The 15,875-nt window shown below is 38.9% G+C and carries 15 protein-coding genes; 13 read left to right on the plus strand and 2 right to left on the minus strand.

Translation table 11 applies throughout. The features are described from left to right. The 12 genes from LBH98_00335 to LBH98_00390 all read left to right on the plus strand — a co-directional run. The coding region (locus tag LBH98_00335) for a class I SAM-dependent methyltransferase (protein MDR0303210.1) at positions 1-514 on the plus strand (514 nt) is incomplete at its 5' end. A 113-nt stretch (positions 515-627) separates the two neighbouring features. Next, positions 628-1,407 (plus strand): class I SAM-dependent methyltransferase, encoded by a 780-nt coding sequence (locus tag LBH98_00340; GenBank protein MDR0303211.1) that lies wholly within the window; start codon positions 628-630, stop codon positions 1,405-1,407. Positions 1,408-1,488: 81 nt separating this feature from the next. Beyond that, positions 1,489-2,829, plus strand: coding sequence for a signal recognition particle protein (ffh, locus tag LBH98_00345; GenBank protein MDR0303212.1), 1,341 nt, complete (start codon positions 1,489-1,491; stop codon positions 2,827-2,829). A gap of 20 nt (positions 2,830-2,849) precedes the next feature. After that, positions 2,850-3,194 carry a histidine triad nucleotide-binding protein gene (locus tag LBH98_00350; GenBank protein ID MDR0303213.1) on the plus strand — a complete coding sequence of 115 codons (345 nt, stop codon included), beginning with the start codon at positions 2,850-2,852 and terminating at the stop codon, positions 3,192-3,194. Positions 3,195-3,218: 24 nt separating this feature from the next. After that, positions 3,219-3,614, plus strand: a complete 396-nt coding sequence (locus tag LBH98_00355; protein MDR0303214.1) for a secondary thiamine-phosphate synthase enzyme YjbQ — start codon at positions 3,219-3,221, stop codon at positions 3,612-3,614. A gap of 113 nt (positions 3,615-3,727) precedes the next feature. Beyond that, complete coding sequence (locus LBH98_00360; protein ID MDR0303215.1) at positions 3,728-4,153, plus strand: hypothetical protein; 426 nt, start codon at positions 3,728-3,730, stop codon at positions 4,151-4,153. A gap of 22 nt (positions 4,154-4,175) precedes the next feature. Beyond that, the gene (locus LBH98_00365; protein MDR0303216.1) at positions 4,176-6,536 is read left to right on the plus strand and encodes a DNA translocase FtsK; all 2,361 of its coding nucleotides are present in this window, start codon (positions 4,176-4,178) and stop codon (positions 6,534-6,536) included. Beyond that, on the plus strand, positions 6,537-7,358 hold the full coding sequence (locus LBH98_00370; GenBank protein MDR0303217.1) for an undecaprenyl-diphosphate phosphatase: 822 nt from the start codon (positions 6,537-6,539) through the stop codon (positions 7,356-7,358). It abuts the gene before it with no gap. A 31-nt stretch (positions 7,359-7,389) separates the two neighbouring features. Further along, positions 7,390-10,722 (plus strand): acyl-CoA dehydratase activase-related protein, encoded by a 3,333-nt coding sequence (locus LBH98_00375; GenBank protein MDR0303218.1) that lies wholly within the window; start codon positions 7,390-7,392, stop codon positions 10,720-10,722. A 60-nt stretch (positions 10,723-10,782) separates the two neighbouring features. Continuing rightward, the gene (locus tag LBH98_00380) at positions 10,783-11,019 is read left to right on the plus strand and encodes an Rpn family recombination-promoting nuclease/putative transposase (GenBank protein ID MDR0303219.1); all 237 of its coding nucleotides are present in this window, start codon (positions 10,783-10,785) and stop codon (positions 11,017-11,019) included. Positions 11,020-11,076: 57 nt separating this feature from the next. After that, on the plus strand, positions 11,077-11,952 hold the full coding sequence (locus tag LBH98_00385) for a DNA adenine methylase (GenBank protein MDR0303220.1): 876 nt from the start codon (positions 11,077-11,079) through the stop codon (positions 11,950-11,952). After that, on the plus strand, positions 11,945-13,240 hold the full coding sequence (locus tag LBH98_00390) for a DUF4349 domain-containing protein (GenBank protein ID MDR0303221.1): 1,296 nt from the start codon (positions 11,945-11,947) through the stop codon (positions 13,238-13,240). Before LBH98_00385 ends, LBH98_00390 begins: the two co-directional genes overlap by 8 nt. Positions 13,241-13,361: 121 nt before the next feature. Here LBH98_00390 and LBH98_00395 read toward each other — a convergent pair whose 3' ends face one another. Together LBH98_00395 and LBH98_00400 are read right to left on the minus strand one after the other, a co-directional pair. Beyond that, positions 13,362-13,526: a hypothetical protein gene (locus tag LBH98_00395; GenBank protein ID MDR0303222.1), complete on the minus strand. Its 165-nt coding sequence runs from the start codon at positions 13,524-13,526 to the stop codon at positions 13,362-13,364. A gap of 310 nt (positions 13,527-13,836) precedes the next feature. Continuing rightward, positions 13,837-13,995 (minus strand): hypothetical protein, encoded by a 159-nt coding sequence (locus LBH98_00400; GenBank protein ID MDR0303223.1) that lies wholly within the window; start codon positions 13,993-13,995, stop codon positions 13,837-13,839. Positions 13,996-14,040: 45 nt separating this feature from the next. Between LBH98_00400 and LBH98_00405 the strand changes: the two genes are divergently transcribed. Then, positions 14,041-15,875: InlB B-repeat-containing protein (locus LBH98_00405; protein MDR0303224.1), on the plus strand; the 1,835-nt coding region annotated here is incomplete at its 3' end.

Consider the following 15,875-nt stretch of genomic DNA (forward strand, 5'->3'; position numbering starts at 1 on the left):
TATGGTGAAAAAAAAAAGTATGATAAATAAACATAAAAGAAGGGAGACGGAGGGAGGGGGGGGGCGGGGGGGGGGGTGGGAGGGGGGCATACAACAGCTGACTTGTTTCGACGCTTCATGTGGAAACGGGTTTTTACTAAAAAACATTGCCGCAAAACATCCAAATATTAAATGTATCGGCGGCGATATTGTGCCGAGAAAAATCAATGATAAAATTCAAGTTTTGCATGCAGATATAACAAATTTGCAATTTCCCGACAAATATTTTGACGTTGTTATTTGTACACACACATTAGAACACATTCGTAAGCCGGAAAAAGCGCTCTCGGAATTGATTAGAGTATCGAAAAAGCGTTTAATAATAGTCGTTCCGCAACAAAGGGAATACAAATATACGGTTGACTTACATATAAATTTTTTTCCGTATATTCACGATTTTAAGAGATTTATCGGAATAGAAAACGCAAAATATCTAAGTTTAGGCGGCGATTTACTATGTTGTATTGATTTTTGATTTTCGGAAAAATATAAATAAAATACATAATTTTACAAAAAAATTATGTATTTTATGAAAAAATTAAAAGAAAGTATAAAATGCCCAAATTCCATTATCAATGAGGGAAAACAATGGATTTATTAGAAAAAACACAAAACCAAAATCGTCACCCTTGGGAAATTTCACGCGCTAACCGCATTTTTAATTTAATATCCGGTAAAAAAATTATAAACTATAACAATATTGTCGATATTGGCGCAGGCGATTGTTATTTTACCGAGAAATTTAAAGAAATCTCCCTCCCCCCCCCCCAGATATTTGCAATAGATATCGGATATACGCAAGACGACAAATTAAAGTCAGAAAGCATAAAACTACTTTCTTTTGTCGATGATCTTCCCAAGGAATTTCACAAAAACGGCGAAAATTTATTTGTTATGATGGATGTTTTGGAACACATAGAAAACGACGATGAATTTCTGGGGAAAATATATAATTTCCTTTCCGAAAATGGAATTTTGTTGATAACCGTACCCGCTTGGCAATTTTTATTCTCTTCACACGATAAATTTCTTAAACATTATCGCCGATACAAAAGAAAACAATTAAAAAAATTATTGATTTCAAATAATTTCAATGTACAAGAATGTCGTTATTTTTATTTCAGTTTGTTTTTCCTGCGTCTTATTTCAGGCTTTATCGCCAAAATTAATAGGAGCGGCAGTAGTAGAAAGATAAATACAGGTATAGGAAATTGGCGTTTTTCACAAAACCACCCTATAACAAAATTTATTACTATAATTTTGGACATAGATTTCTGTATTTGCAGAATTTTTGCAAAGTTTAATATTTTTATACCGGGGCTCTCTCTTTTAGCGATTTGCACAAAAAGAAGCGACAAGAATATTTAGTGCAATAGGAAAAAACAAATAAATTGCATAATTTACGAAAAATTATGTATTTTCCCATAGAAATTATTATAAGGGATTAAAATGTTTGAAGATTTAAGCGGCAAATTAGAAGAAATAGTAAAAAATATGCGAGGAACTTCCCGCATTACAGGAGAAAACGTATCGACGGCTATGCACGACGTAAAAAGAGCGTTGCTTGAAGCCGACGTAAATTTCAAGGTCGTCAAAGACTTCATTGCCAAAGTAAAAGAAAAATCGCTCGGAGAAGAGGTCGTAGCAGGCGTAAACGCCGGGCAAATGTTTGTAAAAATAGTTTATGACGAACTTGCAATTCTTTTGGGTGGAGCCGCACGAAAGATTGTCTTGCAGCAGAACAAAACCAATGTGATTTTGATGACAGGACTTCAAGGTTCCGGAAAAACTACGCACTGCGCAAAACTCGCCTTACATTTTCGCAAAACCGGACACACGCCGCTTTTAGCCGCTTGCGATGTTCATCGTCCGGCTGCGATAGATCAATTGGAAACACTTGGAAAATCACTCAATATTCCCGTTTATTCCGAAAGAGGACAATCCGCCGAAATAATCGCAAAAAACTCTCTGAAATTCGCCGAGAAAAACGGAAATTCCATCGTAATCGCGGACACTGCCGGACGCTTACATATCGACAACGAAATGATGAACGAACTACGGCAAATTAAGGAAGTTTTTAATCCGATAGAAGTATTTTTTGTCGCCGACGCGATGACGGGACAGGAAGCGGTAAACGTAGCGAGCGAATTTCACAGTCAAATAAATTGCACGGGAATAATTTTAGCGAAAATGGACGGCGACGCGCGCGGCGGAGCGGCTTTGTCGGTTTTCAGCGTTACCGGCGTTCCGATTTGTTATATAGGAACAGGCGAAAAACCGGACGCGTTGGAAATGTTTTATCCCGACCGCCTCGCATCACGGATTTTGGGAATGGGCGATATCGTTTCGCTCGTGGAAAAAGCGCAGGAAGTCGTAGATTTTGAAAACAGCAAAGAACTTGAAAAGAAAATTCTGAAAAACCGATTTACATTTCAGGATTTTTTGGAACAACTGCGCCAAATTCAAAAAATGGGTTCTATTAAAGATATTTTGGGAATGATTCCTGGAATTGGAAAACAAATTTCGCAAATAGACATCGACCCGAAACAATTTAAGCATATTGAAGCGATTATACTTTCAATGACCGTAAAAGAGCGGTTAAACCCAAGCATTATCAACGGAAGTCGGCGAATGAGAATCGCCAAGGGAAGCGGACGCAGCGTTCAGGAAATAAACAGGCTGCTCAAACAATTCGACGATATGAGGGTAATGATGAAACAGATGGGCAAATTCGGAAAAAACGGTAAACTTTCGGCAATGCAAAGCCGTATGAAAAATATGGGAATATAATTTTGAAACCGTGAGGATTTATGGAAAATTGTTTGTTTTGTAAAATTATTTCGGGTGAAATTCCAAGCGGCAAGATTTATGAAGACGAAAATTGTTTCGCTTTCGAGGACATTTCGCCTAAAGCGCCTGTCCATATTTTACTTGTGCCGAAAATTCACGTCGCAGGCGTTCATTTTATTTCCGACGAAAACTGCGGCATTGCAAAAAATTTGTTTTTTGCGGTTTCAAATATCGTAAAAGAACAAAATTTAATACAAAGCGGCTACCGATTAGTAATAAACAGCGGAGAAGACGGCGGACAAACGGTATTCCATTTGCATATTCACATTTTGGGCGGCATAAAAATGGGTTGGAATCCCGTGTAACCGTAATTTTGAAAAGAGGACAAAATGTTTTTTGAATATTCACTAAACACTTCTAAAGAAAATTTTTACGACATAACCGAGCAAGTTCGCAAGGCGATCGCCGAAAGCGGCGTAAAAGACGGGACGGGTATCGTTTATTGTCCGCACACTACCGCGGGAATAACCATAAACGAAAACGCAGATCCGGACGTAATTCACGATATTTTGTTCGGACTTGACAAGACGTTTCCAGACCGCTTAGAATTTCGCCACACCGAAGGTAACAGCGCCGCTCATTTGAAAGCGTCGGCTATAGGTACAAGCGCGGCAATTATTGTAAAAGACAAAAAATTGCTTATGGGCGCATGGCAGGGAATTTACTTTTGCGAATTTGACCCGCCCAGAAACAGAAAATTTTTTGTTAAAATTATAAATGATTAAAATTTTTTATTCATAACACACACTATAAAAACAAGAACTTTCTTGTTATTCGTCATTTTTAACAAGAAAAATTATTATTTTCTTCTAAACGGGTGTTTGTTACGAAAGAAAAAATGGATGACAAAAAACATATTTATCGCGTAATCGACGCAAATCTTAACCGTCTTCGTGAAGGACTTAGGGTTTGTGAAGAATATTTTAGGTTTATCAAAAATGAAAAAGAACCGTCGCAAAAACTAAAAAAATTACGCCATTGTTGCAGATTTTTGGAGGAGAATTTTGAAAAAGAAAAATTATTTTTCTATAGAGACAGCGTTAACGATCCGTTTGCAGCCGATTTTGAAGCGCAGGAAACAGAGCGGAAGAATGTCGCAGAATTACTTACGGCAAATATAAAACGATGCCAGGAAGCGGCAAGAGTAATTGAAGAATTTGCAAAATTGTGCGAAAAAGATTCTGTTTCGAAAATCTCCAAAAATATCCGCTTTGAATTGTATGCGTTTGAAAAAGATTGCTGCGAAAATTACAATAATATTTAATTTACATAAAAGGAATAATATTTTGGAAGAAGAAAAAATTGATAATAAAAAAGAACCGTTTAAAGATACTCATCCTCATATATATCATCAAATTTGGGGAATAATTTATTTAGCGGGCGCGGTATATTTTTTGATTGTTCTACTAAACAATTTGTTTGTTCCTAAAAATCCGCTATTCGGCATATATTTAGGAACCTATTTTGCAGTAGGGATGAAGGGACTTTTCGGAACGTACACGCAGTATCTGTTTCTCCTCTTTTTGTTATATATAGGAATTACATGGTTTAAAAGCAAAGAATTGGACGTGCGAAAAGTTATTTCTTTCTTTTTGTTTTTAGTGTTTATTTGTACCGCTTTTGCAATTCCGCTTCTTCCGATAATCAAACTTTCACCGTCAATATCCGGCGGAAATCTTTTAGGTTGCGCAATAGCAAAATACATAATTTATCCTATTTTTGAAAAGGCGGTTTTCGGAGCGTATTTCATGCTTTTTCTGGCGGCGACTATCACGGCAATGTATATGTTCAAAATAAATATTGCACAATTTCTAATATCAACATTGGAATGGTTAAAAATAAAAATAAAACACGTCAAGCCGCAAAATGAAATCTCGCAAGAGACGGATTTATCAGATTCTCAAAAAGCCGTTAAAAACTATGAAAATTCTTATTCCCAAATACCCGATAGTATTGAAAAAACATCGAAACCCTATAATAATTATAATTTAGAACTTACAAAAGACAATGAAAGTCTGCAAGAAAATTCCAATAATTATAATCTGTCGGAAGAAAACACCGAGAGTCCCGGTTTCGCGGCGGCATACATTCGTCCTACGCCGTCAATTTTGCCGAATTTTACGATTGCGGGACAAAACGACAATAAGCGCCGAAACGATGAAATAAGCAGGCAGTTAATAGGAATCCTTGAAGAGTTTGGCATACGCGATTGCAAAATCGTCGAAGTTAATCCGGGACCTATCGTAACGCTTTTTGAAATTGAACCCGGAAAAGGTGTGAAAATAGCCGCGTTTGAAGGGCTTGAAAAAGACATAGGAATAAAAATAGGCGGAAAATCCGTGCGAATCGATACGATCCCGAACAAAACCACTATCGGCATAGAAGTTCCCAACGAAAAACGTGAAACCGTGTTTTTCAAGGAAATACTGCTGTCAGAAACGTTCCAAAACTCCAAGATGAAACTCCCCGTTATAATCGGGAAAGGAACAACCGGCGAACCACTTGTGGAAGATATTGCAAAAATGCCGCACATTTTGATTGCCGGACAGACGGGATCGGGAAAATCTGTCGGAATAAATTCGTTTATCGCATCGCTTTTGTTCAGTAAAACGCCGGAAGAATTACGGCTGATTATGGTTGACCCTAAAAAAGTCGAGATGGCGGGATACGAAGGTATTCCCCACTTGGCTATTCCTGTGGTTACGGAAGTCGAAAAGGCGGTAAAAGCGCTTGAAGCGGCTACAAAAGAAATGGATTCGCGATACGATTTGCTCAAAAAAGTCGGTTCAAAAAACATTGATTCTTTTAACGAAAAATACGACAACGGCGAACTCAAGCAATTATTAAAAAATGATGTTCTTACAGATGCTGAAAACAAACGGATGTGCTACATTGTAGTAATAATCGACGAATTGGCGGATTTGATGATGACGGCGGGAAAAGACGTAGAAAAATACATTCAGCGAATCGCGCAACTCGCGCGGGCGGTCGGAATTCATTTGATTGTGGCGACGCAGCGCCCCGACGTTAAAGTGGTTACGGGAAATATCAAGGCGAATCTTCCGTCGCGAATCGCTTTCAGGGTGATGAGTTACACCGATTCTCGTACGATTTTAGACCACAAGGGCGCAGAACAACTTTTGGGAAACGGCGATATGCTTTATCTAAAAAACGGTGCGCCGAAAATCGTTCGCTATCACGGGGCGTTCATAAGCGAGAAAGACGTTGAAAATTTGGTCGAAGATATAAAAAAGCAAGGATATGTTTGCGAAAATATGGCTTCTTTTGAAATAAGCGACGAAGAAGACGACGAAAATGACGCAGTTTACAAAGACGACGGGTATTACAAAAGCGATTTTCCGGAAGAAGCGGCTGCCGCATATAAAAAATCGTCCGGTAGAAAATACGGCGAGCGCGATTCGATGTTTGAGGAAGCGGCTCGTTTGATCGTAATCAGCAAATTAGGATCTACTTCCAGCATTCAACGGCATTTGAATTTGGGATACGCCCGCGCCGGAAGAGTTATGGACGAACTGCAAAAGGCGGGAATCGTCGGACCGCAGGAGGTCATCGGAAAACCGCGAAAAGTACTTGTAAACGAAGAAGAACTTGAAAATATTTTGGAAAGATTAACGCAAGGAGAGTAAATGGATAATTTTTCTGCGCTTTTGAAAGCGGGAATTCTGGGAATTATCGAAGGAATTACGGAATTTTTACCGATAAGCAGTACCGGGCATCTGATTATTGCCGAGAAATTCATACAATTGTCACAAAACTCGTCATTTGTCGCTTCCTTCGAGGTAATAATTCAGTTGGGAGCGGTATTGTCTATCGTCGTTTTGTTTTGGAATAAATTATTTCCTTTTAAGCAGGGCGCGCAACATTACGAAAAAACGTTGAACTTATGGTTTTTGGTAATAATCGGCGTAATACCTGCGGCGGTTATCGGCTTTCTTCTTGACGATTTTATAGAAGAAAAACTGTTTACTCCTCTTGTCGTGGCTGGAGCGCTTGTTTTTTACGGCATAATTTTAATTTTTATAGAAAAAACAAATAAAATGCAGATAAAAATTACCGACGTAAGTGAAATCCCTGTAATATTTGCGGTAGCGATAGGATTTTTTCAGTGTTTGGCGATGGTTCCCGGCACTTCAAGAAGCGCGGCTACGATAATAGGCGGATTACTTTTAGGACTTTCACGGGTTGCGGCGGCGCAATTTTCGTTTTTTTTGGCGATTCCGACAATGTGCGGCGCGTCACTTTTGAAAATCTTAAAAAACGGGCTGTCGTTTTCTTCGTTTGAGATAACTTTGATCGCTGTCGGCTTTGTCGTTTCGTTTATTTCAGCGTTTGCTGTGGTTAAATTTTTAATGAACTATATATCCAAAAATAACTTTGTGATTTTCGGATATTATCGAATATTTTTGGGGGTAATTATCGGAATTTTATCTTTGTTTTTCTCTTTTTAACTCAATAGCAAAAATAAATTAGGTGTAAAAAATGGAACAAAAAACACAAAACTTTTTAACTTGTAACAAATCCGAAATCAACAACATTATTGATTGTGGGCTTGACATAGGTTCGACTACTATGAAATGCGTCTTGTTAGACGAAAACAACCGTGTCTTGTGGAAAGAATATCGCAGACACAACGCACACCAGAAAGATTGTGCACGGGATTTTATGTCTCATATCAATAAAGATTATCCAAACGCAAAACTGAGAATCGCGATAACCGGAAGCGGTTCGCGGGCGCTGAAAGACGCTTTGGACGCACAGTTTATTCAGGAAGTAAACGCCGTATCGCTTGCGGTAGAAACGCTTATTCCCGAAGCGAATTCCGTGGTGGAATTAGGCGGACAGGACGCAAAAGTCATTTTATGGAAAGGCGACAAAAACAACCGCCATGTATTGACTTATATGAACGATAAATGCGCGGGCGGAACCGGTTCTACGATAGACAAAATTATGAGCAAAATCGGAATTTCGCAGGACGACGCCGCAAAAATCACTTTAGGAAACAAACAAATTCATCATATCGCCGCAAAATGCGGAGTATTTGCCGAAACCGACGTCGTCGGACTTCTAAAAGCGGGAATTTCAAAGGAAGAAATTTTTATTTCGCTGTGTTTTGCGATTGTAAAGCAAAATCTTGAAGTGCTTGTTCACGGAAACGTTTTAGCCGACAAAGTTATTTTACTCGGAGGACCGAATACTTACATTCCCGTTTTGCGTGAATTGTGGCGGCAACAGATTGCACAAACGTGGGAAATTCACGGATTTTCGCCATCCGAGAACGATTTGCAAAAAGCGATTGTTCTTCCCGACGATTCCCAATATTTTGCGGCGATCGGCGCTATTTTATTCGCCCGCGAAAATCATAAACTGCATATCTCAAACGTTGAAAAAGACTGGTATGAAAAAATTTACGACGGACGCGACAGTCGTGACGGCGAAGCGAATAAGGGGCTTGTCGAAAATAAAGAAGAATTGGAAGATTTCAAGAAGCGGTATTCTGTGCCGAAATTGGAAAATTGCGATATAAAAAATGCGGAAATTGAGGTTTTTATAGGAATCGACGGCGGTTCGACAAGCACAAAGACGGCGATTATCGACAAAAGCGGCGATTTAATTTATTCCGATTATGTGCTGTCAAACGGCAATCCGCTTGAAGACGTAAAACTACTGTTTCAAAAAATCAAAAGATGGCAAGACGAAAATAACGCACAAATAAAAATTCTCAACACGGCAACGACCGGATACGCTTCACAAATTTTGAAAACCGCTTTGAACTTAGATATTTCATTGGTGGAAACCATCGCACATTTTCGCGGAGCGGTGGAATTATACGGCGATGTAGATGTTATTTGCGATGTAGGCGGGCAGGATATAAAAGTGCTGTTTATCAAAAATAAACGTGTCGCGGATTTTCGACTGAATACGCAATGTTCTGCGGGAAACGGATACTTTTTTCAGGCGATGGCGAATCAATTTAACGTCCCGCTTGAAAAATACGCGGAATATGTGTTTAAGGCGAAAGCAGCCCCGAAATTCAATTACGGCTGTGCGGTTTTTATGGAACAGGACAGAGTAAATTTTCAGCAGGCGGGATGGAAAAAGGAAGAAATGATGTGCGGACTTGCGCAGGTGCTTCCATTGAATATTTGGAATTATGTCGTGCAGGAAAGCAATTTGGCGAAATTCGGCAAAAAGTTTGTGCTTCAAGGCGGAACACAGAAGAATTTGGCGGCGGTAAAAGCGCAGGTTGATTTTATTAAGCGAAAAGTTGAAAACGCCGAAATTTTTGTTCACAAATACGCGGGAATAGCCGGAGCGGTCGGCGCGGCGCTTGAAGCAAGAAAAAACACGACAGACGGCGAAAGTTCTTTTATCGGAATAAACCGAGCGGCAAATATTGAATTCACTACTAAAAACGACGAATCCACAATTTGCAAAAAATGTAACAATCATTGTAAACGCACCTTTATAGAAATAGAAAACGGCAAGCAAAAAACTCTGTTTATTTCCGGCTACGGATGCGAAAACGGCTCTTCTCAAGACGATGAAATCGTGAAAGAAAAACAGCAAAGGCTGAAAGAAATTTATGCGAAAAATCCCGATGTTTCGGAAATTGCGGCGATAGACGCTTTCTCGCGTTTTCAATTTGAAAAACTGCCCGAACACGGCGCAATAATCGACAGAAATAAATTTTATCCACAACATTCGGAAAGAATTGTGCCGAAAGACGAATGGGAAACGCCGTTTCAAAGAAGTAATAAAAACCGCAAAAACTACACGATCGCTATCCCGAAACTGCTTAATATGTTTTATTTCTCGCCGCTTTTCACGACATATTTTGAAACGCTTGAAACAAACGTCGTTTTTTCGGATTTCACAAATCAAAAGTTGTGGCAAAACGGCAACAAATGGGGAGCGATTGACCCGTGTTTTCCCGCAAAAGTCGCTCCCGCTCATATTTGGCAATTGTTAAATATGCCGAACGTAAACGCGATATTTTTTCCGATAATCACAAACCTGATTTCGGAAGTACAGAGCACGCTCGGAAACACCGCCTGTGCAATCCAAATGGGAACGCCGGAAGTCGTCGAGGCGGTTTTTACAAAAGATAAAAATATTTTTCAAGACAAAAACGTCGAATATTTCGACCCTTCGCTTAACATGGACAGATATGTTGAAGCGTGCGATAAAATGTATGAATATTTTGCCGAGAAACTGCAAATTACCCGCGATGAAAACGCTTGGGCGTTTAACAACGGAGTTATTGCGCTACAAAAATATTTGGCAAAACAGCGGGAAATATTTGGCGATACAATGAACGATTTGATTCAAGAAAACCGTGTCGGAATTTTGTTAATCGGGCATCCGTACCATCACGATTTCGGACTTAACCACAAGATTTGCGAAGAGTTTCGTAAATGCGGCTATCCGATTTTCACAATCGAATCAATTCCAACGGACAATGAATTTTTATCGCAATTATTTGAAACCGGCGATAAAAGTAAAAATATTACCGATATTTGGATGCGCAATTTTAATCGAAATACAAATCATAAAATTTGGGCGGCGAAAATCGCGGCCCGCCACCCGAATTTGGCGGTGGTAGATTTATCGTCTTTTAAATGCGGACATGACGCACCGACTTATAATTATATCGACCAGATTCTTGACGTTTCGCAAACCCCGCATTTTATTTTTCACGATATCGACCAAAACAAGCCAAGTTTAACGTTCAAAATTCGCATTGAAACGGCGGATTATTTTCTAAAAGAGTACGAGCGGGAAATTTTGGGTAGAAACGCTAAAATTATTTGAAATGTTTTAAGCGATTTTGCAAAATTTCTTCGACAAACGGATTGCCGTGTACATTCACGTATTTCGTATTATTCTGCACAGATGTTGGTTGAGCAAATAGGTAACGGTGATAAATATTTGAACATAAAACCGGTAATATCTATAATTATAGTTGAACGTCCCCTTATAATAGAATCGAAAAAGCGCCACAACGTATTTTCAATGTTAGAGAAAGAAGAGTCGTTTCCGTTGGGACATATATACAAGTTTCAACAACGGCATATATTATTTTCTGAAAGAAATTATAGAAAAATATAAAAAAATTTCATACTTGCGGCTATATTAAAAACAAGTGTATTGTGCGGGAGGAAAAATATGCCGCTTTCTTATAATTGGAAAAATGTGCCTATGAGAAAACTAAAAAACAAACTAATCGCTCCTGTTTTAAAATGGGTTGGCGGCAAACGTCAACTGCTAAACACGCTAAATCCTTTGCTTCCTCAAAGAATTTCTACTTATTGTGAACCTTTTGTTGGCGGTGGCGCATTGCTTTTTTCTTTGCAACCGAATACCGCCTATATTAATGATATAAATTATGAGTTAATCAATGTTTACAATGTTATAAAAAGCGATGTCGAAACTCTCATTGAGACTTTACATGACTTTAGAAATGAAGTCGATTATTTTTATGCCGTCAGAGACTGGGATAGGGATAAATATAATTATTCTACAATGTCCGAAGTGAAGAAAGCCGCTCGCATATTATATTTAAACAAAACTTGTTATAACGGGCTGTTTAGGGTAAATAGCGCAGGAGAATTCAACTCGCCTTTTGGGAATTATCAAAACCCGAATATTGTAAATGCGCCGACGCTTAGGGCGGTTAGCTCTTATTTAAATAAGGCAACGATTCGTTTAACATCTCTTGACTACTCGGAAGCGTTAGAGAATTTGCCTAAAGAGGCATTTGTATATCTTGATCCTCCGTACGATCCTATTTCAGACACGTCAAGTTTTACAGGTTATTCAAAAGGCGGATTTACTCGTTGCGACCAAATAAAACTGCGAAAATGTTGTGATGAATTGAATGCAAGAGGTATAAAATTTATGCTCTCGAATTCTGCGACGGATTTTATAAAGGAACAATACGCAACCTATAATATTACCATTGTACGCGCTAAAAGAGCGATTAATTCAGATGCCGCTAAACGAGGCGAAATTGACGAAATTGTGGTAAGGAATTATGAGTAACTTACCTGAAAGCCTTAATGACAACGCTTGGGAAAAATTGTTCTCTAAGTATAATATTCTCAATAATATTAACTCTAACGGTCGATTTGAGATTTCGGCAAAACAAATTAAGGAATTCAGAGAACCGCGCCTTATGGCAAAATTTGACCATATTATCAATTTACCGAAAATCTTTGCAAACAATCAATTAACTATTCTGCCAATTACAAGGGGAGATTACGTTATCTCCCATTTTGAAGCGTATCATAAATTTGAAAATAATAACGCTCCTGTAACAAAAGCATCTCTGCCGACGTACATTCAGAGTTTGGATTTTAGTAATGTTCCCAGCGAAACCATTGCCTTGAATTGCGCCGTAGTATCTGGTATCATTGCAGAATTTTTGCAGGATGAAGATTTGGTTCCTACTGTTTCTGGACGTATGGGTTCTGGCTCGTTTATCTTTGATATTATTAATTCAAAAATAAACGCTCCTTGCCGTGTCCAAGTAAACAATTCACAAATAGAAATCGATGCAGCGTACGAAGGGGTTAAAGGATTATCTCTTTTTGAAGCAAAACGCGATTTATCAGAAGATTTTTTAATAAGACAAATTTACTATCCGTTCAGAGTTTGGCAAAATCGTGTTACAAAACCAGTCAGACCAATATTTTTTATTTATTCAAACGGAATTTATCGACTATATGAATATACATTTCAAGACGTGAATAACTATAATTCATTGGTTTTAGTAGATCAAAAAAACTACTCAATAGAAGATACATCAATTGAAATTACTGATATTCAAGCTGTTTTGCAAAACGTCCGAATCGCCATTGAACCACAAATTCCTTTTCCGCAAGCGGATAGTTTTGAACGAGTTATCAACATTTGTGAATTGTTAAATGAACAAGAATTGAGCCGAAACGACGTTACAGAACAATATGCTTTTGACGCACGGCAAACAAATTATTATACAGATGCGGCGCGATACCTTAATTTGCTTGAAAAGCGTAAGGATGGGACAATGCCTGTTTACGGGTTGAGTGAAACCGGCAAACGTATTTTGCGCCTAAGTTACAAACAAAGACAGCTGACTTTCTGCGATTTAATATTATCGCATAAGGTTTTTCGTGACACTTTCCAAAAGCATCTTGAAAGCGGTAATACGCCCACAACTAGCGAAATAGTTAATATAATGAAATCGTCTAATCTTTACAACGTTGAAAGCGATAGCACATTTGAACGCCGTTCTTCCACGATCAAGGGTTGGTTAAATTGGATTCTCGAATTAGTAAACGTTGAATAAAAAAACATTTGACATGTTTTAGACTGTAGTAGCAATTTAATTTTTTGTCGTCTGTGTTTATAGCGCTTAAATTGTCTTTGTTACAAGGCATCAAGCAAGACAAATATGGACTACGAAAAACTTAACAGTTATAATAAATACCGAAATTATCATTTATAACGTTTTTGTTTGTTGAAACTTGTATATATGTCCCGAACAAATACACTTTATCAATCGGCATTTCTTTTTTTACGTCGGCGACATACGAAGCCAAAATATTATTTAAGGTTTCAATGTCAGTAACCATTCGTATGCCTCTTTTGTCTTTTTAAGTATATCGGCGGTATATTCTTTTGTAAGTCCTAATGCGAGTTTTATTTTGTAATCCGGGTATCCGCCGTCGTTCTTTCTATATTGTCTTTAAAAAATATACGATTTGCAATTTATCAAACGCAATATATTTCCACAAAGATTTTAGAAATTTACAACATTTCCGCTTTTTTCCATATTTATCATAACAATAAATTATTTTATAAATGCCAAAAACTATGAATCGTGGGGATTTATCCCCGCTTTTCATCCACATCTCTACTAAAAAAGTAGAAGCTGAACAACCTCTATGGGCTGTTTTGCCTTCTGCTTCTACTGTCTTTTGATGTGGGAACGATTCGTAGTTTTTGGCGAAATGTATGAATTTCGGCAGAACAGCCCTTTCTGTTTTTTTTGCAGACAAGTCCTATTCTTTCCCGTAATCCATAAGTTATTAACTTCTGCAATTAGCGGTGCGCTCTTTGTAAAATTTTTAATTCAGGAGGTTTTGTATGCAAAACAAAAGCAGATTCTTAAAAGTGGCGGCAATGATTGCCGCATTGTGTGTAGCGGGGAATGCGGCGGATTATGAGCCGAATGAAACATGGTCCAGTGGCGCTATTAATGTATGCGCACATCCGGCAATAGTAGAGGCTTACGTTCTTGGTGCCGGAGGGGGCGGTGAAGGCGGATATAAATACGATGGAATATCATCAAAACATACTGGAAGCGGCTGTGGAGGCGGCGGCGGAGCGGCAACTTATGCGAAACTCCGAGTGATACAAGGCGCCGAAATTAAATTTTTAAAGATAGGTGGCGGCGGAGGCGGCGGCAGCTCACATAAAAAATCTACAGGAGGATGGGTCAGCGGATATGATGGAGGTGATGGCGGTAATTCAGAAGTTATGATTTATGGTATAACTATTAACGCAAACGGCGGTAAAGGCGGCGGCACAACCACCTGGGACTGTAGATATATGGATAGTGGAACAGATAGGGACGCAGGAGGATGCGGTGGAGAAGCAAGTGGAAGACCTAATTCGTCGCTGATTCTGGATTTTGTTTCCAAAACAGGGGACCGTGGTGGAAATGGTTGTATGGATTGTGGTGTAAATACCTTTGGTGCAGGCGGTAGAGCCGGATCTTTAACAGGAATACCAGGTTATTCTACTTCCTTTGGTGGAGGATACAGTGGCGGTAGCGGTGTGCATTGGAGTACGAATGATGGAACAGGTTATCCTGGCGCCGCTGGTTCAGCAACGGTTTATGTTACCTACTTATGGAATGTAACATTTAACAGTAACGGCGGCTCACCGACTCCAAGTTCAATATCGGAAATTTACAACGGCGGGAAAATCAGCGCACCAAGCGATAATCCTAAAAAAGAATACTATTCGTTTCGCGGTTGGTTTACGGATGCAGCCTGTACAGATGGAAAACAGTGGGATTTTGAAAATAGTAAGGTAAAAGACAATATTACACTCTACGCTAAATGGGTTGACTTGCGTCTTGGTGATATAGCCGCGATTACTAAAGACAAGTTTTATACCTATGACGGTACAGAGAAATATCTTGAAACGATAGATTTTTATAATTCCGAAACAGAAGAATGGATAACATTGGAAGAAGGCGAAGACAACGATTTTACCGCCACGTATGAAAATAACATAAACTCGGGAACGGCAAAAGCGACGGTTACAGGCAAAGGCGAACGCGGGCAGCGCATGGGTGTAAAAGAAATATCGTTTGAAATACGAAAACGGGAAGTAAAAGTAAGTTGGGAGAATACCGCTTTTATCTATAACAGTAACGAGCAAATACCGACTCCGACAAGCGGCGACTCTGATTTTCCGGTCAATGTTATAAACACTGATTTTCCAAGTATAAATGCCGGAAATAATTGCGCTTATGCTGGTTTAACAAATCAAGACACTAATGTTATTCTTTCGGGTATAACAAGGACATACACTATAAGCCCGAAAGATGTCAGAGTAATTTGGGGAGATGAGCGAGAATTTGTTTACAACAAGATGATTCAGCATCCGACTTGGAGTTTGGAGTCAAACGATATCGGCACAAACCATGTTTACATAGCCCCCACATACGCTGTGGTCGGTGAATATACGGTAGCGAACGGTCTTGCGCCCGTTGTTAGAATAGTGGACGAATACAATACTAAGATTTATCACAATAATTACACTCTTGTCAACACCAGAGTTGATTACGAAATAGTAAAGAAGGAACTTGATGTCGTATTGAAAAAGAACGGTAACATTGTCGAAGAGGTTGAAGTAGCAAAGGGTGATATAAATACGGTCGGCGATGTGCAAAACGCCTTAAAAGCGTT

The sequence above is a fragment of the Chitinispirillales bacterium genome, from assembly GCA_031254455.1.
Lineage (GTDB): Bacteria > Fibrobacterota > Chitinivibrionia > Chitinivibrionales > Chitinivibrionaceae > WRFX01.